The organism is Candidatus Portiera aleyrodidarum, from assembly GCF_902713745.1.
GTDB lineage: Bacteria > Pseudomonadota > Gammaproteobacteria > Johnevansiales > Johnevansiaceae > Portiera > Portiera aleyrodidarum_D.
Genome location: NZ_CACTJB010000002.1, coordinates 136015 through 158749, shown reverse-complemented (window position 1 = coordinate 158749; position 22735 = coordinate 136015). Strand labels below are relative to the sequence as shown.

Annotated in this window: 12 protein-coding genes and 3 tRNA genes; 4 read left to right on the top strand and 11 right to left on the bottom strand. The window is 25.3% G+C overall.

From position 1 onward, the window contains the following. Positions 1–6109: 6109 nt before the first annotated feature. The 8 genes from H7S46_RS01235 to H7S46_RS01200 all read right to left on the bottom strand — a co-directional run bounded on the left by H7S46_RS01235 (position 6110) and on the right by H7S46_RS01200 (position 14591). Positions 6110–6183: transfer RNA gene (locus H7S46_RS01235), tRNA-Met, on the bottom strand. Between the two features lie 21 nt (positions 6184–6204). Beyond that, positions 6205–6289, bottom strand: a tRNA-Leu gene (locus H7S46_RS01230). 199 nt (positions 6290–6488) lie between these two features. Next, positions 6489–8294 carry an ATP-dependent zinc metalloprotease FtsH gene (gene ftsH / locus H7S46_RS01225; protein ID WP_183043016.1) on the bottom strand — a complete coding sequence of 602 codons (1806 nt, stop codon included), beginning with the start codon at positions 8292–8294 and terminating at the stop codon, positions 6489–6491. 52 nt (positions 8295–8346) lie between these two features. Next, on the bottom strand, positions 8347–8835 hold the full coding sequence (gene greA / locus H7S46_RS01220) for a transcription elongation factor GreA (RefSeq protein ID WP_183043015.1): 489 nt from the start codon (positions 8833–8835) through the stop codon (positions 8347–8349). Then, on the bottom strand, positions 8835–12056 hold the full coding sequence (gene carB / locus H7S46_RS01215; protein WP_183043014.1) for a carbamoyl-phosphate synthase large subunit: 3222 nt from the start codon (positions 12054–12056) through the stop codon (positions 8835–8837). The genes greA and carB overlap by 1 nt, the downstream gene beginning before the upstream one ends. Before the next feature lie 14 nt (positions 12057–12070). Then, positions 12071–13186: a glutamine-hydrolyzing carbamoyl-phosphate synthase small subunit gene (carA, locus tag H7S46_RS01210; protein WP_259645842.1), complete on the bottom strand. Its 1116-nt coding sequence runs from the start codon at positions 13184–13186 to the stop codon at positions 12071–12073. Beyond that, on the bottom strand, positions 13155–13967 hold the full coding sequence (gene dapB, locus H7S46_RS01205; RefSeq protein WP_183043013.1) for a 4-hydroxy-tetrahydrodipicolinate reductase: 813 nt from the start codon (positions 13965–13967) through the stop codon (positions 13155–13157). Before dapB ends, carA begins: the two co-directional genes overlap by 32 nt. Positions 13968–14009: 42 nt before the next feature. Further along, on the bottom strand, positions 14010–14591 hold the full coding sequence (locus tag H7S46_RS01200; RefSeq protein WP_183043012.1) for a YggT family protein: 582 nt from the start codon (positions 14589–14591) through the stop codon (positions 14010–14012). A 43-nt stretch (positions 14592–14634) separates the two neighbouring features. Here H7S46_RS01200 and tyrS point away from each other — a divergent pair, with 43 nt between their 5' ends. Together tyrS and H7S46_RS01190 are read left to right on the top strand one after the other, a co-directional pair. Further along, positions 14635–15849 carry a tyrosine--tRNA ligase gene (tyrS, locus tag H7S46_RS01195; protein WP_183043011.1) on the top strand — a complete coding sequence of 405 codons (1215 nt, stop codon included), beginning with the start codon at positions 14635–14637 and terminating at the stop codon, positions 15847–15849. Continuing rightward, positions 15840–15912 (top strand) — tRNA-Ala (locus H7S46_RS01190). Before tyrS ends, H7S46_RS01190 begins: the two co-directional genes overlap by 10 nt. On the opposite strand, the gene dapE is transcribed toward H7S46_RS01190, so the two are convergent. The 3 genes from dapE to map are packed head-to-tail and all read right to left on the bottom strand — an operon-like array spanning position 15886 to position 18906. Further along, entirely contained in the window at positions 15886–17067 is a 1182-nt protein-coding gene (gene dapE / locus H7S46_RS01185) for a succinyl-diaminopimelate desuccinylase (protein WP_183043010.1), read from the bottom strand. The genes H7S46_RS01190 and dapE overlap by 27 nt on opposite strands. Before the next feature lie 3 nt (positions 17068–17070). After that, on the bottom strand, positions 17071–18111 hold the full coding sequence (locus H7S46_RS01180) for a tetrahydrodipicolinate N-succinyltransferase N-terminal domain-containing protein (RefSeq protein WP_183043009.1): 1041 nt from the start codon (positions 18109–18111) through the stop codon (positions 17071–17073). 33 nt (positions 18112–18144) lie between these two features. Continuing rightward, entirely contained in the window at positions 18145–18906 is a 762-nt protein-coding gene (gene map / locus H7S46_RS01175; protein ID WP_183043008.1) for a type I methionyl aminopeptidase, read from the bottom strand. A gap of 81 nt (positions 18907–18987) precedes the next feature. Between map and rpsB the strand changes: the two genes are divergently transcribed. Both rpsB and tsf read left to right on the top strand, forming a co-directional pair. Beyond that, positions 18988–19653 (top strand): 30S ribosomal protein S2, encoded by a 666-nt coding sequence (gene rpsB, locus H7S46_RS01170; protein ID WP_183043007.1) that lies wholly within the window; start codon positions 18988–18990, stop codon positions 19651–19653. A 29-nt stretch (positions 19654–19682) separates the two neighbouring features. Further along, complete coding sequence (gene tsf / locus H7S46_RS01165; protein ID WP_183043006.1) at positions 19683–20480, top strand: translation elongation factor Ts; 798 nt, start codon at positions 19683–19685, stop codon at positions 20478–20480. The last annotated feature ends 2255 nt before the right edge of the window (positions 20481–22735 follow it).

The window sequence follows — 22735 nt, the reverse complement described above, 5'->3', positions numbered from 1 at the left end:
TAATATAATATAAGTTGTTATGATATGTGGTGTTATGTGTTGTGTTGTATTAAGTTAGGTTTAGTTATGTAATGAAGTGTATTGAGTTAGTGTAAGGTTGAATTAATGTAATGTGGTGTTGTGTTAGTTAATGTAATGTTGGTTTTAACTTAACTTAACTTGTTATGTTATGTGGTATGTAATAGTTTGGTGTAATGTAATGTTTTGTAATGTTGTGTTTTTTTTAATGTTGTTTAGTTGTGATGAGATGAAGTGTGTAAGGTGTTGTTATTTGTTGTGTTGAAGTGTGATGAGATGAAGTGTTATGTTATGTTATGTTATGGTTTGTTATTTTATGTTATTTTATGTGTTGTGTAAGGTTTGTGTTGTAATGGTTTAAGTTGTAATAGTTTGGGTTTGGGTTTGAATTGTTGTTGAATTGAATTGAAGTCTTTTGAATTGATTTGATTTGTTTTAAATTAAATTGTTTTAAGTTATGTTGTTTTGATTTGATTTGTTCTTTTATTTGAAGTCTTTTGAATTGATTTGATTGTTTTGGATTTGTGGTTTTGTTTTTTTACATTAAATTGCTTTGGTTTAAATTAAAAAAAATTAGTGTAAATTAATTTAAATTGGATTAAATTACATTACATTACATTACATTACATTACATTACATTACATTTGTGTAAGTTTGAGTTGAATTGTTTTTTACATTACATTAACTTAAGTTAGTTAAGTTTGAGTTTGTGTAGTTTGTTTTGAAGTGTTTGGGTGTATTAAGTTAATATAAGTTGTATTGAGTTAGTGTAGTTTAGTTTAGTGTTATTTTGTGTAGGTTGTTGTAAGGTAAGTTGTTGTGTTATGTTATGTTATGTGGTGTTGTGTAATGGTTTAGTTTTTTTAAGTTGGTTTAAAACAAGTTAATGTAATGTTGTAGTGTGTTGAGGTGTTGTGCTATGCTTTGTAAGGTTAAGGTTGTTTAAATTGTTTTGAGTTGTTTTGTTTTAAGTTGTTTTGAATTGTTTTTGAAGTGGTATGTTTTGAAGTGTTTTAGGTTAAGTTATTTTAAGTTAAGTTAAGTTAAGTTGTGTTGTGTTGTAAGGTGTTGTGTTGTTATTTGTTGTGTTGTGTTAATGTGGTGTGGTTTTTGATTGGTTTGTTTTTTTGTTTGTGGTATGTTTATTTTGTTTAGTTTAGTGGTGTAATGTTGTGTAATGTAGGTTTGTGTAGTGTAATGTTGTTTAAGTTGTTATTAGTGTAGTTTGAATGTGTTGTTATGATATGTGTTGTGCTATGCTTTGTAAGGTTAAGGTTGTTTTAAATTAAATTGTTTTAAGTTGTGATGTTTTGAAGTGTTTTAAGTTTGTTTTAGGTAAGGTTAGGTTAATGTAAGTAAGTTATTTCATTTCAAGTTGTTTTAGTTTAGTGTGTTGTGTTGAAGTGTGTTGCTTTGAGTTTGAGTGTGGTTTACAAAACATTAAATTATTTTAATGTGGTATGTAATGCTTTTGATTTGTGGTGTAATATTTTGTAATGTTGTGTGTTGTTGTGTTTTGTTTTGTTTTGTTTTGTTTGAGTTGGTGTGGTTTGTAATAGTTTAGTGTGGTTTAGTTTAGTTTAGTGGGGTGAGTTGAGTTTTCTTTGTATTGAGTTTGTTTTGAAGTGTTTTATGTTATGTTGTTTTAATTTGTTTTGTTTTTGAAGTGTTTTTTTTATTTTTTGTATTAAGTTGTTATGTTTTGTTATGTGTTGAGTTGGTTTGAGTTGTAATGGATTAAATTAAATTAATTTACAAAAAAAAACATTACATTAAGTTAACTTAAGTTTGTTTGGTTTAATTTGTGTAATGTAAGGTTATAAGTTTGTATTGAGTTACTTTGTTGTTGAGTTAAGGTGTTGTTGAATTGATATGAATTTGATTTGATTTGTTATGTTTTGAAATGATTTGATTTGATTTGTTTTGATTTGATTTGATTGTTTTGAGTTATGTTGTTATGTTTTGAAGTGTTTTTATTTTATTTTATTTGTTTTGTTTTGAAACGATACGATACGATACGATTCGATTCGATTTGAATTCTTTTGTTTTGTTTTGTTTTGTTTTAAATTGTTTTGAATTGTTTTTGTAATGTTTTTGTTTTGATTAAGTTGTTTTGTTTTTACATTAAGTTAATGTTGTGTTGAATTGAGTTAATGTACATTTAATGTGGTGTGGTGTGGTTTATGTTGTTTTTGATTGTTTTAATGTGGTTTTACATTAAATTGTTTTAACTTAAGTTAAGTTAAGTTGTGGTATGTTTTTGTGGTTTGTAATGTTTTGTAAGTTTAGACTAGACTAGTTTAGTTTAGTTTAGTTGTGTTATTTTAAGTTATTTTATTTTGTATTAAGTTTTGTTTAGTTAGTGTAAGGTAAGTTGTTATGTTGTAAGTTTTGAGTTGCTTTAATATAATGTTGTAAGTTTTGCTTGGTGGTGTGGTTTAAGTTGTTTAATGTGGTTTGTAATGTAATGTTGTGTGGTATGTTTATTTTGTTTAGTTTTGTTTTGTTTTGTTTTGAAGTGTTTTGTGGTGTTATGATTATTTTGTGTGGTTTACATTAAGTGTGAATTGATATGATATGATATGATTTGTTTTGTTTTGATTTGAAACGATACGATACGATTCGATTCGATTTAATTTAATGTAAGTTGATTTGATTTGTGTTTTAATATAAGTTGTTTTGATTTGATGTGAAGTCATTTGTTATGTTTTGAAATGTTTTTGATTGAAGTCTTTTAAGTTATGTTGTTTTAATGTTGTGTTGAGATGTGTTGTATTGTGTTGAGATGAAGTGTATTAGTGTTGTAAGTTGTTGTGTGTTTAAGTTGTTTTGGATTAAATTGTTTTGTTTTTATTTTATTTGAAGTGGTATGTTTTGGATTAAGTTGTAATGTTTTGAAGTGTTTTGGTATGGTTTGTTTTGTAATGGTTTGGTTTAAGTTTTTTAAAGTTAATTTAATTTATTTTATTTTAAGTTGGTTTGTAATGGTTTGGTTTGGTTTGGTTTGGTTTGTGGTGTTATGTAATGGTTTAGTTATGTTTTAAATGGTTTAAGTTAAGTTAAGTTATTTCAAGTTGTAATAGTTTGGTTTGGTTTGGTTTGGTTTGTTTTTATTTGATTGAGGTCTTTTGTTTGTGGTTTAGTGTATTGGTTTAAATTAAGTTAGTTATGTGTAGTTTGTGTAGTAAGTTTGTGTAAAACAATTCAAAACCACACAAGTTAAGTTAGTGTAAGTTAAGTTAGTGTATTTTGTGTAGTGTAGTGTGTTGTTATGTTAAGTTGTATTTTTTTAAGTTAAGTTGAGTTAATGTATTTTGTTTTAATGTGTTATGGTCTGGTCTGGTCTGTTTTGATTGTTTTTGTAATGGATTGATTGATTAAATTAGTGTAATGTTTTAACTTGTGGTGTAATGTAATGTTGTGTTGTTTGTATTTAAGTTGTTATATGTTGTATTGTATTGTGTTGCTTTGGCTTTGAGTTTTCTTTGAGTGTGAGATGAGATGAAGTGTTATGTTATGGTATGGTTTTGATTAAGTTGTTATGTTCTTTTATTTTATGTGTTATTTTAATTTGCTTTGCTTTGAGTGCTTTAATTTATTTTAATATAAGTTGTATTTTTTTAAGTTAAGTTAAGTTGAGTTGTATTAGTGTAGTTTGTTTTTGTTTTTAAGTTTGAATGTGTAAGGTTAAGGTAGGTTAAGTTAAATAATATAAGTTAATGTAATTTAATAAAAACACTTCAAATCAATCCAACTTAAAAAAAACTTACACTAACTTAGTTTGTTTGTGTAATGTGTTAAGTTGTTTAGGTTTAATTTAAAACAAATTACACTAAACTACAACACTAACTTAAAATAACACAACAACACCTTAACACAAGTCAAAACAACTCAACTCAACTCAAAGCAAAGCAAATAATAGCAACTTAAAACATCTCATCTCAACTCACACCAACCCAACGTAACTCAACAACAACACAAACCATTACAAAGTAACTCAATAACAAAGCATAACAACTCAAAACAAATTAATCCATTACAAAAAACAATTCCAAACTCAACCCAAACAAACTCCATTACACAAACCACAACCAAACATAACACCCTTAACACACTTATATTTTTTCATAACATACAATAAAACAATACAACTTGTTTTAATTTACACCACATTAATAACAACTAAACTATTACAAACCTACATTACACAAAATAACACCACTAAACTAAACAAAATAAACATACCACAAAACAGACCAATCAAAAACACTTCATTTCAAACCATTACAAACATACCACAAAACAATCAATTCAAAAACATTACAAAAGAAAAGACTTTAAACTAAACCACATAACAAAAACCACAAGTTAAGTTAAAACAAAGCATTAACTTGAAATAACTAAACTTTGTAAACTTACATTAACCTAACCTAAAAAACAAACTCAAACACAACATTACACACCATTACTTACAAAACATACCATTACATAACAAATGACATCAATTCAAATAAAAGAACAACTTAAACCACATAACTAAAACACAAAGCATTACATTAATACATAACACCTTACACAAACTAACTTAAGTTAATGTAATGTTTTATAAAAACAATTCAAAACAATCAAATAAAAGAACAAATCAATTCAAAAGACTTCAAATCATTTCAAACTAAACTCAACTCAACAACAACTCACCCCACACTAACTCAAGTTCAACCCAAAAACAAAAACAAAAACAATTCAAAACCCAACCCACTACCAACCACATAACATAACATACCACTAAACATACCACCCCACAACTCAACTTACACTTACATTACATTACACCACATTAATGTAAAAACACCTTACACAAACTACACTAATACAACTTAATGTAAAAAACTCAATAAAACCATTACACAAAACAACACAATTCAAACATACCATACCACATAACTAAACATACCACAACTTGAAATAACTTAAACAACACATAACACCACAACTTAAATTATATTAAACAAAACAACACATAACATAACATAACATAACATAACAAAGCAAAGCAAAGCAACACAACACACCACTAAACATACCACCCCACACTCAAACTCAAAGCAACACAAAATAACACAACTAAACTAAACTAGTCTAGTCTAGTCTAAACTTATATTACATTAAATTAATGTAATGTAAACCACATTAACTTAAAGAAAAACACACTAACTTAACCTTACATTACAACACTTACACTACAACACATAACACTTCAAATCATCTCAACACAACACAACACAACAACTAAACTAGTCTAGTCTAAACCTCAATACATTAACTTAACTCCCCACAACTTAAAAACAAACCCAAACTTCAAACCATTACACTACAACACACTTCAACACAACACACTAAACAACATTAAAACAAATAAAATACACTTACTCAAAACATATACAACTTAATAACAACTTATATGATATTAACTTAAAAAAAACCAAAACCAATACAACAAAACTTAAAACACTTCAATCCAACAACATTACAAACAAAAAAAAAACAAAACACTACACTACACAAAACAAATTAAAACAAAACAAAACAAAACAAACAAACAAACAAATAAACTTAACTAACTTAAAAAAACACATAACAACATTACAAAAACAAAACAAAACAACACAACACAACACAACACAACAACTTACAACACAACAACACACTCAAAGCAACACAACATAAAACAACAACACACAACACTAATACACTTCATCTCATCTCATAACAACACACTCAAACTCAAAGCCAAAGCAACACCTTACAACATTACACAACATCTCATCTCAACACTAATACACTTCACTCAAAGCATATCAACACATAACATAACAACACAACATTACACAACTTAACATTACACCACAAAAAAGCAACTTACAATACACCACATTAACTTAAAAGACCACAAAAACAAAACCATTACAACACAACATACACCACACTTCCTGAAATGCTCTACACTTCCTTCTCTCCATTTTGCACAAAACACTTCATAAAACTAACATCTCGTTTTTATGTTATGCTGTTGTCTTGAGGTGTAACTTTTTAGCGGGAATTGGATTTGAACCAATGACCTTCGGGTTATGAGCCCGATGAGCTACCAGACTGCTCCACCCCGCGTTAAATAAAAATTATATAGGATGCCAAGGACGGGACTTGAACCCGCACAACATTTATAGTTACTACCCCCTCAAAGTAGCGTGTATACCAATTTCACCACCTCGGCTTACTTATTAAGTCAAGATAAACAAAGTAAAGGAATTTAAAAAATACATTAATAAGGTTAAATAAATTAACCTATTTATTACTTTATAATATCCCTTATTAATTAAAATACTATTAAAATATAAGGTGTTTTGGAATAAAATAAAAGAAATTATGAAAATTTCAAGCATTATATTTACAAATAATAAATTATTCAAGGTTTATTGGGAAGGGAATTTGCCCTGCATTATTTTTTTTATTTGTTTAATATTTATGGTTTCATAAAAAAATAAAGCTTCTGCCATTAAATCAAGTTTATCAATATTTTTTTTAATTATTGAATAAGATTTTAAATAACAAGCGTCTATAATTTTTATTATTTCTTTATCTAATTTAGCAAAAGTTTTAACAGAATTTAAAAAGTTTTTATTATTAATTTGATTATTTAATTTATAATCATCATACATTATCGGTCCCATTTTCGAAGAAAAACCCCATTTATAAACCATATTATGAGCTATCTCTGTAGCACATTTTATATCATTTGATGCTCCTGTGGTAATACCGTTAAACCCTTGTGTTAATTCTTCAGCAATACGACCACCAAATAACGAACAAATTTTACTAAGTACTTGTTTGCGAGAATAACAATAACGATCTAATTTGGGTAAAAACATTGTAACACCTAATGCTTGTCCTCTTGGAATAATAGTTACTTTATATATGGGATCGTGTTCTGGCATTAATAAACCAATTAATGCATGTCCTGCCTCGTGATATGCAGTGTTTCGTTTTTCTTGTTCTGACATAACCATAGAGCGTCTTTCATTTCCCATTATTATTTTATCTTTTGCTTTTTCTAATTCATACATACTAACTAACTTTAATTTACATTTTGCAGCTAAAATCGCAGCTTCATTAACTATATTAGCTAATTCCGCGCCAGAACATCCGGGCGTTCCCATTGCAATTAGTTTAGGTTCTACATCATCAGACAAAGGGATTTTTCGTAAATGAATATTTAGTATATTTTCTCTACCTATAATATCAGGTAAATTTATATTAACTTTTCTATCAAACCTTCCAGGTCTTAATAATGCTTTATCTAATACATCAGGACGATTAGTTGCTGCTATAACAATAGTACCATTATTTGATTCAAAACCATCCATTTCAACTAATAATTGATTTAATGTTTGTTCTCTTTCATCATGACCGCCTCCACCTATATTTGACCCTCTAGTTCTTCCTACAGCATCTATCTCATCTATAAAGATAATACAGGGGGCTTTTGTTTTGGCTTTCATAAACATATCTCTAACTCGAGAAGCACCTACACCTACAAACATTTCTACAAATTCCGAACCAGAAATAGTAAAAAACGGTACCTTTGCTTCACCTGCTATAGCTTTAGCAAGCAAAGTTTTTCCAGTACCTGGTGGCCCTATCATTAACACTCCTTTGGGAATTTTTACTCCTAATTTTTTAAATTTTTTAATATCTTTTAAAAAAGATACTAATTCCTCCACTTCAGATTTAGCTTCATCACAACCTGCAACATCTCTAAAAGTAATTTTTATTTGATCCTTTGAAATTAATTTAGCTTTAGATTTACCAAAAATAATTGGTCCACCCTTTTTACCTCCAACATTAATTTGCATTTGTCGCATAAAAAATAATAAAACAGCTATTATAATTAATATTGGAAAACTAGATATTAATAATCTTGACCATATACTTGTTTTATTTGGTTCTCTTCCTTCTATAGAAACATTATGATTCAATAAATCATCTATTAAACTAGGATCTTCAATAGTTGGTCTAATTGTTTTAAACTTAGATCCATCTTTATGTTCCCCATTTATAAAATATCCATCAATAATAACATTTCGTATTTTATTTTTATGTATTTGTTGTACAAATTTAGAATAACTTAATATTTGAGTATTAGAATCAATACTAATATTATTAAATATTGTCAATAAAATTGCTATTATAATTAACCAATTACTTAGGTTTTTAGCCATATCTTAAAATTAATACTTAATTTATTATTTACCTTATTATGTTTATTACATTTTATAAATGTTCAATTAAATTAATTTCATATTTTACATTACCGCCTGGTGTATTTACATTAACAATATCACCTTTTTTTTTCCCAATTAAAGCACGCGCTATTGGAGATGTAATAGAAATTTTCTTTTTTTTTATATTTGCTTCGTCTTCTCCTACAATTTTATATTTTATTTTTTTATTATAAATTAAATTTATTAGAGTAACTGTTACTCCAAATATTATTTTACCATTTGGATATATTTTAGTTATGTCTATAACTTGAGAATTAGCAATTTTATTTTCAAGTTCTTTAATACGTCTTTCTAAAAAACCTTGTTGTTCAATAGCTGCATGATATTCAGCATTTTCTTTTAAATCACCATGTTTTCTTGCTTCAGCAATATCATTAATAATTTTATTTCTATTAACAGTTTTTAATTTATTTAGTTCTTTTTTTAAAATTTTTTCACCTTTTTTTGTCATAGGTATTTTCTTTGCTGAGACCATCATTAACTAACTCCCAACAAATGCATGTCTTGAATTTTTCTTACTTTATTTATTTTTTTACAGTACTTTAAAGCCATACATATTGCGTATGCACCTGCAATAGTAGATGTGTATGGAACTTTTTTTATAATGGCAGTATTACGAATTATGTAATTTTTTTTTATTAAATTATTTTTTTTATTTATTGTGTTTATTACATAATTTATTTTATATTTTTTAAATAATAAACTAATATTGTTTTTACTAATGCTTTTAACTAAAATCCCATGTTGTAATATAAAGTTAGCCGTGCCCATTGTAGCTATTAAATTAAAACCTAAGGTTCTTAAAATCTTTGCTATTTTTGCTATTTTATTTTTGTCTATATTAGAAACTGAAATAAAAGCAATAAGTTGTTTATTTTCTTTTAAATTTATAATAGGCATTCCTATACTTAATTGTGCTTTATAAAAGGCTTCACTAAAATTACTTCCTATGCCCATTACTTCTCCTGTGGATTTCATTTCGGGTGATAAGATAGGATCTACACCTATAAATTTATTAAAAGGTAATACAGCTTCCTTTACTCCATAAAATTTAGGTTTTATATTTTTAAATATTTTTTTATTATTTAAAGGTTTACCTATTATACAATTTGCAGCTATTTTAGCTAAAGAAAAACCTGTACATTTTGAAACAAATGGTATGGTTCTAGAAGCTCTAGGATTTACTTCTAAAATATAAATTTTTTTATTTTTACAAGCTATTTGACAATTCATTAATCCTACAATTTTTAATTGTATAGCGATTTTTTTTATTTGTTTTTTTATTTCATTTTGAAGTTTTATGTCTAAATAAAAAGGAGGTAATGAACAAGCAGAATCTCCTGAATGTATACCTGCTTGTTCTATATGCTGCATTATTCCACAAATTATAACTTCGTTACCATCTGATAAAGCATCAATATCAATTTCTATTGCTTTGTTTATATATTTATCTAATAAAATAGAATTGTTTTTTGATAAGTTCAAAGCTTTTTTAATATATTTTTCTAATTCTTTTACATTATAAGCAATTTCCATTGCTCTACCTCCTATAACATAAGAAGGACGAACAATTAAAGGGTAACCTATTTTTTTTGCTTTAATTAAAGCATCTTCTAAGTTAAAAGCAATTTCATTCTCAGGCTGTAATAACTTAATTTTTTTAATTAATTTTTTAAATTTTTCTCTGTCTTCAGCTGTGTCTATAGTTGATTTATTAGTTCCTATTATAGGAATTTCTTGATTCTTTATATTTTTTATTATTTTCAAAGGGGTTTGACCACCAAACTGAATAATAACTCCTTTCGGATTTTCTTTTCTTATAATTTCTAATATATCTTCTAATGTTATAGGTTCAAAATATAGTCTATCACTAATATCATAATCGGTAGAAATTGTTTCTGGATTGCAATTAATCATTATTGTTTCATAACCTTCTTCTCTTAAAGTAAGAGCTGCTTGAACACAACAATAATCAAATTCAATACCTTGTCCTATTTTATTAGGACCTGACCCTATAATAATAATTTTATCCGAAGATTTTTTAATTTTAGCTTCACATTCATTTTCATAAGTAGAATACATATAATCCGTTGAAGTAGTAAATTCTCCGGAACATGTATCAACTCTTTTAAATACTGGATGGATTTTTAATTTTTCCCGTAAAGCTCTAATATTTTTTTCTTTAACATTTAATAATTTAGCAATTCTCTTATCACTAAAACCTTGTTTTTTTAAATAATATAAATTTTCATAATTAATATTCTTTATATTTTTATTTAAAAATATATTTTCTATGTTTATTAATTCTTTTATTTGACTTAAAAACCACATATCTATTTTTGTATAATGAAAAATTTCTTTTATTGTGAGTCCAACTCTAAAAGCATCAGCTATATAAAAAATACGTTCATACCCCGGATATATTAATTCTTTTTTTATTGTATTTATTGAATTTTTATTAAGCGTTAATATTTTATTATCTAAACCATTAATTCCTATGTCTAAACTACGTAATGCTTTTTGTAATGATTCTTTAAAACTTCTTCCTATGCCCATTACTTCCCCAACAGATTTCATTTCTGTTGTTAATCTGTCATTAACTTTAGGAAATTTTTCAAAGTTAAAACTAGGTATTTTTGTTACTACATAATCTATAGTTGGTTCAAACGAAGCAGGTATTTTACCTATGTCATTTTTTAATTCATCTAAAGTATAACCTATAGCTAATTTTGCCGCTATTTTAGCTATGGGAAACCCTGTAGCTTTAGAGGCTAAAGCAGATGATCTAGAAACTCTAGGATTCATTTCAATGACAACCATTTTTCCAGTTTTTGGATTAATCCCAAATTGTACGTTGGATCCTCCACTATCTATTCCAATTTCTTTCAAAATAGTAATAGAAGCATTACGCATTATTTGATATTCTTTATCCGTTAAAGTTTGTGCAGGGCATATTGTAATTGAATCACCTGTATGTATGCCCAGTGCATCAAAATTTTCTATGGAACATACAATAATACAATTACCTTTTTTATCTCGTAATAACTCCATTTCATACTCTTTCCACCCAATTAAATATTCATCTACTAACAATTCCTTAGTTGGTGCTATATTCAGCCCTCTAATACAAATTTTTTTTAACTCTTCAAAATTCTTTGCTATGCCTCCACCAAATCCTCCCATAGTATAAGAAGGACGTATAATACAGGGAAAACCGATTTTATTTTTTATTTCATATATTTCTTTTATATATCTAATTATTACAGATTTAGGACTTTCAAGGCCAATATTATTCATTAACGTAATAAATTTATTGCGATTTTCAGCTTTTTTTATGGTAGATATATTAACTCCAATAAGTCTTACATTAAATTTTTTTAAAATACCATATTTATCTAAATCTAAGGCACAATTCAAAGCTGTTTGTCCTCCCATTGTTGCTAGTAATGCATCTGGCCTTTCTTTTTCAATGATTTTAGATAAAATTTCCCACTTTATTGGTTCAATATAGGTTGAATTAGCTATCAGCGGATCAGTCATAATAGTTGCTGGATTTGAATTAACTAATATAACATAAATACCTTCTTCTCTTAAAGCTTTGCATGCTTGAACTCCAGAATAATCAAATTCACATGCTTGTCCTATAATTATAGGACCAGAACCTATAATTACTACTTTTTTTATATTATATTTGGGCATATAACTTCCATTAACTAATTTAGTTTTTTAATAAACCGATAAAATAATAAATATGCATCCTGAGGTCCAGGATTTGCTTCAGGATGTCCTTGAAAGCTTAAAGCAGGACAATCTATTCTTTCAAGTCCTTGTAAAGTACCATCAAATAGAGATCTGTGAGTAATTTTAATACTTTTTGGTAACGTAGTTTTATCTACAACAAAACAATGATTTTGAGTGGTGATAAAGATTTTACCAGTTTTTAAATCTAAGATTGGATGATTTGAACCATGATGTCCAAAATTCATTTTAATTGTTTTTGCACCACTCGCCAATGCCAATAATTGATGTCCTAAACAAATACCAAATAAAGGAACTTGATTAGTACACAATCTTTTTATAGTTTTTATAGAATCCTGATAATCTTTAGGGTTACCAGGACCATTAGAAACTAAAACTCCATTTGGTTTCATTGAGATAATTTCTTTAAATGAAGTTTTATATGAAACGATTGTTAAACGACATCCTAATTGTTTTAATATTCTTATTATATTATATTTTGCCCCAAAGTCATAAACTATAATATGATATTTATGTTTTTTAAAATTAAACTTTTTTTTATTATTATTTAACTTTATATTAGACTTTTTTAACTTTATATTTTTCCGTGCTAATTTTATTGCTTCTTTAATGTTCTTCTTATTTATATTATTAACAGTTATAATAGCGCCATTTTGTATACCTTTATCCCTTAATTGTATAGTTAATTTGCGAGTATCAATGTTTGTTATACAAACAACATTTTGATTTTTTAAATATTCTATGAATGAGCAGTTACTACGATGATGACCAATACCTACACTAGGACTAGGTATACAATTTAATATTAAACCAGACACACAAATTTTTTTATATTCTAAATCTTCGTTATTAATGCCTGTATTCCCTATATGTGGATTAGTAAAATTTACTATTTGTTTAATATAAGAAGGATCAGTTATAATTTCTTGATACCCTGTAAGGGAGGTATTAAAAATTACGTCACCTTCAGTATTACCACAATATCCTATAGAAATACCTTTAAAAATACTCCCATCTTCTAACGCTAACAATGCTAATTTATACAAAATTATTATCCTCTTTAAGTACATCTTGCATATTATAAAAACCATTTTTTTTATTTTTTATCCATTTTGCTGCAAGTATTGCGCCATAAGCAAACACTAACCTATTACTTACTTTATGATTAATTTCTATTATTTCACCTGATTTTGAAGCAAAAATTATTTTATGTTCTCCTATTATATCTCCTGCTCTAATCATTGAATATCCTATTGTATTTTTAATGCGAGGACCTGTTTTATTTAAGACTTTAATAGTATTTAATTTATATCCTATAATCTTAGCTATTTTTTTTCCTATATTTAATGCTGTACCAGAAGGATAATCAATTTTATTACTATGATGATATTCAATAATTTCTATATCAAAATCTTTTATTATTAATTTGTTTGTAATACTTATCATTATATCTAAAATAACATTAGCGCCTATACTCATGTTCGCTGATAGTACAAATGGTACTTTATTTTTAAATAATTTTATTTTTTTTAATTGTTTTTTTTTAAATCCTGTTGTCCCTATAATTATTGATTTTTTATTTTTACAACAATATTCTAAATTTTTTAAACTTATTTTTGGTTTAGTAAAATCTATTATTGTATCAAACTTATTTTTTATATCTTTTATATTTCCAACTGTTTTTATATTTAATTTACCTAATCCTATTATTTCGCCAATATCTTTTCCAATTAAGTTATTACTTGGGTTTATTACAGCACCTACTAATTTTATGTTTTTATCTTTTTTTATCGTTTTAATTAATAATTTACCAATACGTCCATTAGACCCTAAAATAATTATTTTTATCATAAATTTTATTTTGCCTTATTGTTTTTTAATTATATAATATATTTAATAACCTACTAAAATAGAAGATGGTAATGAAGCAAAATTTATTAATGGACAAATAATTATATTATCTATTAAATTTATAATTATAAACGCTGCTATAGGTGTAATATCTATTATCCCTATAGGTGGAATGATTTTCCTTAATAATAACATTATAGGTTCTGTTATTTGTATTATGAAAATTGAGCCTGGATGATCTGAATGATTTAATATCCAATTAATAATAGTCATTATGATCAATGAAAAAAAATATAATCTGCTCAAAATATTTAAGACACTTGCTAATGAACCAATGAATAAATTTATTATTGGTGGGATACTGTTTATATATAAAAAATATATAATAGAAATAGAAAATGTTTTAATTAAAAAAGCTGACATAAATGTTGCTAAATCAAAACAACCAATAGATTTAATAAATTTTTTTAATGGATTTACAATGAAAGATGTAATTCTTCTTATGTTTTGTGTTATAGGATTCGTTTTATCAACATAAGAAATATGCAAAGCAAAACGTAACATTAACATAAAGGTATATAAATTAAATAATGTATTAATTAAAGATAAACCAATATTTTCCATATATTTTATACTCCAATTTATTTTATATAATAATGTAATTAATATGAATAATATAAAAAATATTTTAAAACAAATAAAATTAAATACAAAAAAATTTTTAAATGAAAAACAATTTAAAAAAATAATAAAATCTAAAAAAATATTAAACATAAAAATAGGCTTAGATCCTACTACTTCTAATTTGCATTTAGGTCATTTTGTCTTATTTAAAAAGTTAAAACATTTACAAGAATTGGGACATAATATAATATTTATTTTAGGTGATTTTACTGGGATTATAGGTGATCCAACAGGAAAAAATATAACGAGAAAAATTTTAACAAAAAAACAAATAAAAATAAACGCTATAAAATGTCACAAACAAATTATTCAATTATTAAGTCCTAACAAACTAAAAATTTTATTTAATTCAGAATGGGTAAAGAAAATATCTTTATTTAGACTTATTAAAATTTTTTCAAAGTTTACAATATATAAAATTTTAGAAAGAAAAGATTTTAAGAAAAGATATAAACATGGTTTTAGTATTTCTATGCACGAATTTATATATCCTTTAATACAAGCTTATGATTCAGTAGTACTTAAAGCAGATATAGAATTAGGAGGTAATGATCAATTATTTAATCTTTTAATAGGAAGAGAATTACAAAAGATTTTTAAGCAAGAACCTCAAAATATAATTACTATGCCTCTTCTTGAAGGAACCGATGGTAAAAAAAAAATGTCTAAATCTCTTAATAATTTTATAAATTTAAAAGATAAACCAGGAGATATGCACAGAAAGCTTATTTCTATCCATGATAATTTAATTGATAAATATTTTAATTTATTATCAAGTAAACGTAAACATAAACATAAAACTATAGAAATAATAAAACAAAAACAAACACAAACAATCAAAACAAATCAACTTAAACTAAACTTAGCTTTTGAATTAATAACATATTTTTATAATCAAAATATAGCAAAAAAAGCATCAATTTTAATAGGAAATAAAGTTAATAACAATTTCTTTCCAAACAATATTCCTAAAATTCAATTTATTATAAAAAAATATATAAATGTTCCTATTATATATATCTTAAATAAGTCAGGTTTAGTAAAAAATAATTCACAAGCAAAAGACTTATTAAAAAATAAAAAACTTAAAATAAATAATAGAATCATTCATTTAAATTATAGCTTAATAATTAATAAAAATTATTTTTTACAATTAGGAAATAAAACTTTTGCTATAATACATTTAAAGGGGCCATAGTTTAATTGGAAGAACGCCTGCTTTGCATGTAGGAAATTAGGAGTTCAAATCTCCTTGGCTCCATTTAGTCTTTTGATAAATAAACAAATATTCAATAATGATTTGATATACTTTTGTTAGTAGTATGATATCTGAAAAGAAAACACATTCATTTATTTTATGGATCGTATCATTTTTTAAGCCTAACTCAATTATTTGATTACAAGTTTTTTTTATAAATCTACCATCTGATATACCACCATTTGTATTTATTTGTGGTAGTAACTTACAAATATACTTGATTCCAAACGTTACAGCATTTAATAATTTGCCTTTATTTGTTATATATGGTTCTCCTGAAATATACCATTCAATTTTATAATCTTTATTATTTTCCAAATTAAATAATAAAAAAATGTTACTTACTTTGTTTTTTATTTCATTTGCTGTAAGCTCATTTGAAAATCTAAAATTACATAATAATTTTGCATAATTAGGTAACATATTGGTAACACCTAATCCTGCATTAAAATTTGAAATTTGAAAGCTGGTTTTAGAAAAATATTTATTACCTTTATCCCATTTTATTTTTAACAAATAATGTGTTAAATTTATTAAAATATGTATTGGATTTAACAATGTTTTGGTATATGCTATATGAGATTGTATGCCATATACTATTATCTTTGCATTTAATGAACCTCGTCTACCTATCTTAAGAGTATCCCCGACAAAAATTTTACTAGTGGGCTCACCTATAATACAAGAGTTTATTATTTCTTTTCTTTTAATTATTTTATTTATTACATAGTTAGTTCCATATTTTCCTTCACCTTCTTCATCACTTGTTATTAAAAAAGATATTTTACCTTTGTATTTTGGATATATTTTTATAAGATTACAGGTTGCTTTTATCATTGCACATAAACTACCTTTCATATCAACGATTCCGCGAGAGATAATATATCCTTTGTTATTTAAAAAAGGTATAAAAGGTGGATGTTTCCATTCCTTAATTGTACCTGATGGTACTACATCAGTATGTCCCACAAATAATAATGTTGTTTTTCCAAATCCTTTTGAAGCCCATAAATTATAAACTCCTTTTTTATTTAAAACATCTATTTCAAACCCAAATTTACTTAAAATACAACCAATTAAAAATTGACATTCGTTATCTTTAGGTGTTATTGATTTTTTTGAAAGTAAATTAAATACTAAATTTAAAAGATAATACATTGGTTAATTTTTTTTATGTAAATTTTGATTAAGTTTTATTAGTTTTTTATTTCTACGACACTCTATTGTGCCCGTTATAGAATTTCTTAAAAATAATAAATTATTTTTATAAGATAAAACCTTTGCTTTAACTATTTTAAGTAATTTATTATTTAAATCCAAAATAGCTATTTTGGAACTTGAAGTTATATACAAGCCAGCTTCAATAATACAACCATTACCTAAGGGTATACCACACCCCGCATTAGCTCCTATTAAACAATTTTTACCTACTGAGATTAAAATTTTTCCACCCCCAGATAAAGTCCCTAGTATTGAAGAGCCCCCTCCTAGATCCGAATTTTCTTTTATAAAAACTCCAGATGAAATACGTCCTTCTATCATACAAGGTCCTTTAGTCCCTGCATTAAAATTACAAAAGCCTTCATGCATAATTGTGGTACCTTTCCCTAAATAAGCCCCTAAACGGATTCTTGATGTGTCAGCTATTCTTACACATTCTGGTATAATATAATCTGTCAGTTTAGGAAATTTGTCAATACTAAAAATTGTAATAGTTATATTATTTAATTTAGAATTATTTTTAGTTACTAGAAGTTCTTCACTGTCAATAGGGCCGATATTAGTCCAACATATAGTTTTCATAAGGTTAAATATACCAAATAAATTTATTGAATTTGGTTTGCATAATTTATAAGACATGATATGTAATTTTAAAAAATTTTCTGTAATACTTAAAGGATTTTTATCATCCAAAAGAAAAGTAATAATTAACAAAGTTTTAGAATGTATAAAGCTCTTTATTTTTTTTGCTGTTTTTAATTCACCTATATTTTTAAATTCTAAATATAAGATTAATAAATCATTATTAGATAAATATAAATTAAAACAATTTGAATGAATATTGCAATTAAATTTTAAATTCGTTAATAACTGTTTTATTAACATTGGAAAAGGATATATAACTGTAAGAGGAAAATAAACTTCTAAAATTTCATTTTTATAATTTTTACTTGCTACACCTAAACCAAAACTAAAAATCATAATAAATTTATCCTCCTAACTTTTCATTTTATATTAACGTATCGTTGTTAAAACCACCCCTGTTTGTTTTATAATTAATGTATGTTCCCATTGTGCCGAATTACTTTTATTTTGTGTAGTTGTTGTCCATCCATCTTTTAAAATTTTAATTGCAGTCCCCCTATTGATTAATATGGGCTCAACGGTTAAACACATTCCTTGTTTTAAAAGAACATCATTATTATTATATCCATTGTAATTAAGAACTTGAGGTTTTAAATGAAAATCAGTTCCCACACCATGTCCACAAAATTCTTTTACAACACTATATCCATTTTTTTTTGCATGTGTTTGAATAGTATCTCCTACTTTTGAAAGATTTGCACCATCACAAAGAACAGATATAGCTTTATTTAGACATTCTTGTGCTCTTTTACAAACTTTATAAGTCTTTTTTTTTCTTTTGTTTCCAACAATATACATTGAACTAGTATCTGCATAATATCCATTTTTTATAATTGTAACATCGATATTTAAAATATCATTTGTTTTTATTTGTTTTTTATAATTAGGAATGCCATGACAAACTATATTATTTGTAGATATGCAAGTTGCATGTTGATAACCTTTATATCCTATTGTTGCTGAAATACATCTTATCTTAGTTTCTATATATTTATGACAAATATTATTTATTTCTTCTGTATTAATCTCAGATTTAATATATTCATTAATCAATGCTAATATCTTGGCTGCTAAGTTTCCTACAAATATTAATTGTTTTATATCTTTTAACGAATAAATTTTAATGGTCATAAATTTTTATATTTGAAGTTAATTTTTTGTTATATAATATTATTTTAATTTTAACTTTAACATATAAGGAATTAGATTTTTATGATAATTACATTGCAGGATTTATTAAAAGCTGGTGCCCATTTTGGACACCAAACGAAAGATTGGAATCCAAAAATGAAAAAATATATTTATGGCATAAATAATAAAATACACATTTTAAATTTAGAATATACATTTATTGCTCTGAAAAAAGTTCGTTCCCTTATAAAAAAAATTAGAAGAAAGAATAAAAAAATCCTGTTTGTTGGTACTAAAAAAGCCGCTAATTTAATTATTTCTGAAGAAGCAACCAAAGTGGATCAACCTTATATTAACACAAGATGGTTAGGTGGGATGTTAACTAATTATAAAACTATTAGACAATCAATAAAAAAATTAAGTGAATTAGAAATTATTCGTATTAATGGACAGTTAAATAAATTAACAAAAAAAGAAATTATATTAACTAATAGAAAATTACAAAAATTAGAAAAATGTTTAGGTGGAATAAAAAATATGAGTGGTTTACCTGAAGCTTTATTCGTAATTGATGTTACTAAAGAAAGAATCGCTATAAATGAAGCTAATAAATTAGGTATATTAGTTATTGGAATTGTTGATACCAATTCAAATCCAGATGGTATTGATTATATAATACCCGGAAATGACGATTCTATAAATGCTATAAAAATATATACTAAAATCATAGCCAATTATTGTAAATAAATCTTTTTAGAAGATGGAAAGAACATTTTATGAAAAACATCAAATTAATAAAAAAATTAAGAAAAAGTACTGGTTTGGGTATTATGACTTGCAAAAAAGTACTTAATAAATATAAAGGTAATATAAAAGAAGCTATAAATTATTTACTTAATATATACAAAATAAAATCAAAAGAAAATATTCCAAATGAAGGAATAATAAAAATAAAAGTGTCAAAAACTTTGGTTTTGTTAATGGTAGAACTTAATTGTGAAACAGATTTTGTTTCACACGATGTTAATTTTATACGTTTTGTAAATAAAATCGCTAATAAAGGTTTATATACTAATCAAAAAACTATAATAAAACTAATTCATGATAAATTAGAAACAGATAGAATAAACTTAGTAACAAAATTAAATGAAAATATTATAGTCCGTAACTTAATATTACTTAATTTTAAAAACTTCAAGACAAATGCAAATACTATTGGTTATTATAATCATAAAAATCGTATCGGTTCTTTTGTAATTATAACAAATTGTCAGGTACAAATTGCAAAGGATATTGCCATGCAAATTATAGCTACAAATCCAACTGTCATTTATATTAAAGCTTTTGCAAATGAACAAATAAAAAAAGAAAAAACTTTTATCTTATCTAAGATAAAACATAAACCCTTAAAAATCATTAATAAAATAATAAAAAATAAATTACTAAAATATTTAAAAGAAAAAAGTTTAGTTAATCAACTTTTTATAAAAGATCCTAAAAATAAAATTTCAAATTATTTATCACAAAACAGTAAAATACTTAAATTTTTTAGATTTGAAATAGGCAAGTCATAATGGAGACAGAACAGAGCCAACAAATATTTCAATGAAAAGTTACTAAAAAAAGTATTAAATTTAATACACTTTGTACAAACCAACCAAAAAAAACTAAAATACATACAACAAACTAAATCCAGAAATACTATATAACATTTATATGGTTTTATTTTATAAAAAGATTTAAACATATATATTGCAAACAAAAAAAACTTTAATAAGTAAAACTTAGATAATAAACTTAACTTATTAATGAACAAATAACAAATAAAAAAAAGCTAGTTTAAATTAAAATAGAAATAAATCAAACCCATTTTAATAAAAAACACATAACATTAAATTAATATTTTATTTTGCTTGCACATTTACCAAAATAAAAAAACTAAAATCCATAACACCACAACTCCAAAACACACCATTACACCTCAAAACAAATAAACAAAAACATTACAACACATAACAAACCATAAACAACTTATATTAATCCAAAACAACTTAAAACAAAACAAAATACAACACACCTTAACTAAACCTCAAATCATTACATCCAAAACATAACAAAAACAGACCAAAATAAAACATTACAACTAAACACTTAAACAACTTAAAAACATAACAACTTAACTCAAAAACAAACCAAAAACAAAACACAAAATAACACATTACAAATCAACTTAAAATATATTAAAACACTTCAAAACAACTCAAAACAAATAAAATAAAATAAAATTAAAACAAAACAAATCAATTCATTTCAAAACAGACCAATCTAAAACATTACAAAACTTAAAACAACACACCTCAACACTTAAAAACTTAAAACCAAACCATAACACCACTAAACATACCACACCAACCCCTTACAACACAACTTAAAAACAAACACAAAATACACTAACTTAAACAACATTACATCTCATCTCATTACACCACAACTCATTAACTCAATTTAATTTAAATTACCTAACTTAATACAAAATAATAACACAAACCAAAAACAACACACCTCACCTCAATTAAAACACATTACATAACAACTTAAACATTCAAGTTAAGTTAATAAAACCATTACAACTTTAAACAAAACCAAAACCAAAAACAATCAATCCAAACAATTTAAAACAAAACCAAAACATAACACATTAACACAACTTACACAACACCTTACACTACAACAACTACACTAACTTAAAAAAACAAAACTTAAATTAATACAACTTAATGTAAAACACACTAACTCAAAACAAACCAAAAACAACACAACTTAAAACAATTCAAAACCAAAACAACAACACTAAACTTATATTAAAACCTAAAACCAAACAACTTAAACCAATACACTAAACCACACCATTACAACTTACACAAACCAATCAAAAAAACAACACATAACAACTTAAATTAACACAACACCAAACCATTACAACACAACACAAAGCATATCAACACAACACATAACAACTAAACTTATATTAACTTAATGTAAAACAATACAAAATATAACACATATCATAACAACATCACTCAACTCATCTCACACTAACTCAACCACAACAACTTTTAATCCATTACAACTAAACTTTAAACAACACTTAAACAACTTACAAAGCATTAACTTATATTAACACAAGTCAACACATAACAAAACATATCATTACACACTAACTTAATCAAAACAAAAACATTACAACACAACTTAAAACACTTCAATCCATTACAATTCAACACAAGTCAAAACATACCACACCTCAATTTAAAACAAAACAATCAAAAAACTTACAAACCAACATAACAACACAACTTAAATTAATTTAATTTAACACAACTCAAAAACTTACAATTCAAAACCCAAACTAAAAGAAACTCAATCCAATCCAATCCAAAAAATAAAACAAAAACAATAACACACTTCATCTCATCTCACACTCAAACTCAAAGCAACACAACATTACACAACTAAACCTCATAACATTACAAAGCAACACATTACATTACAAATCAACTTTAATTAACTTAAAGCAACACAACTTAAAATATATTAATCCAAATTAGTGTAGTTTGAGTTTAGTTTGTTTGTGTAGTGTAATGTAAGTTGTTATTAGTGTAGTGTCATGTTAAGTTAAAACATAACACATCAATCTAAAACATTACAACTTAAAGAAAAACAATCCAAAACTTAAACTTAATATAACACCTCAACAACAACATAACACATATGTAAAAGTTATGTTCTTAAAGCGAGATCATTTGCAGAAAAGAGTAAAGTATTTTTT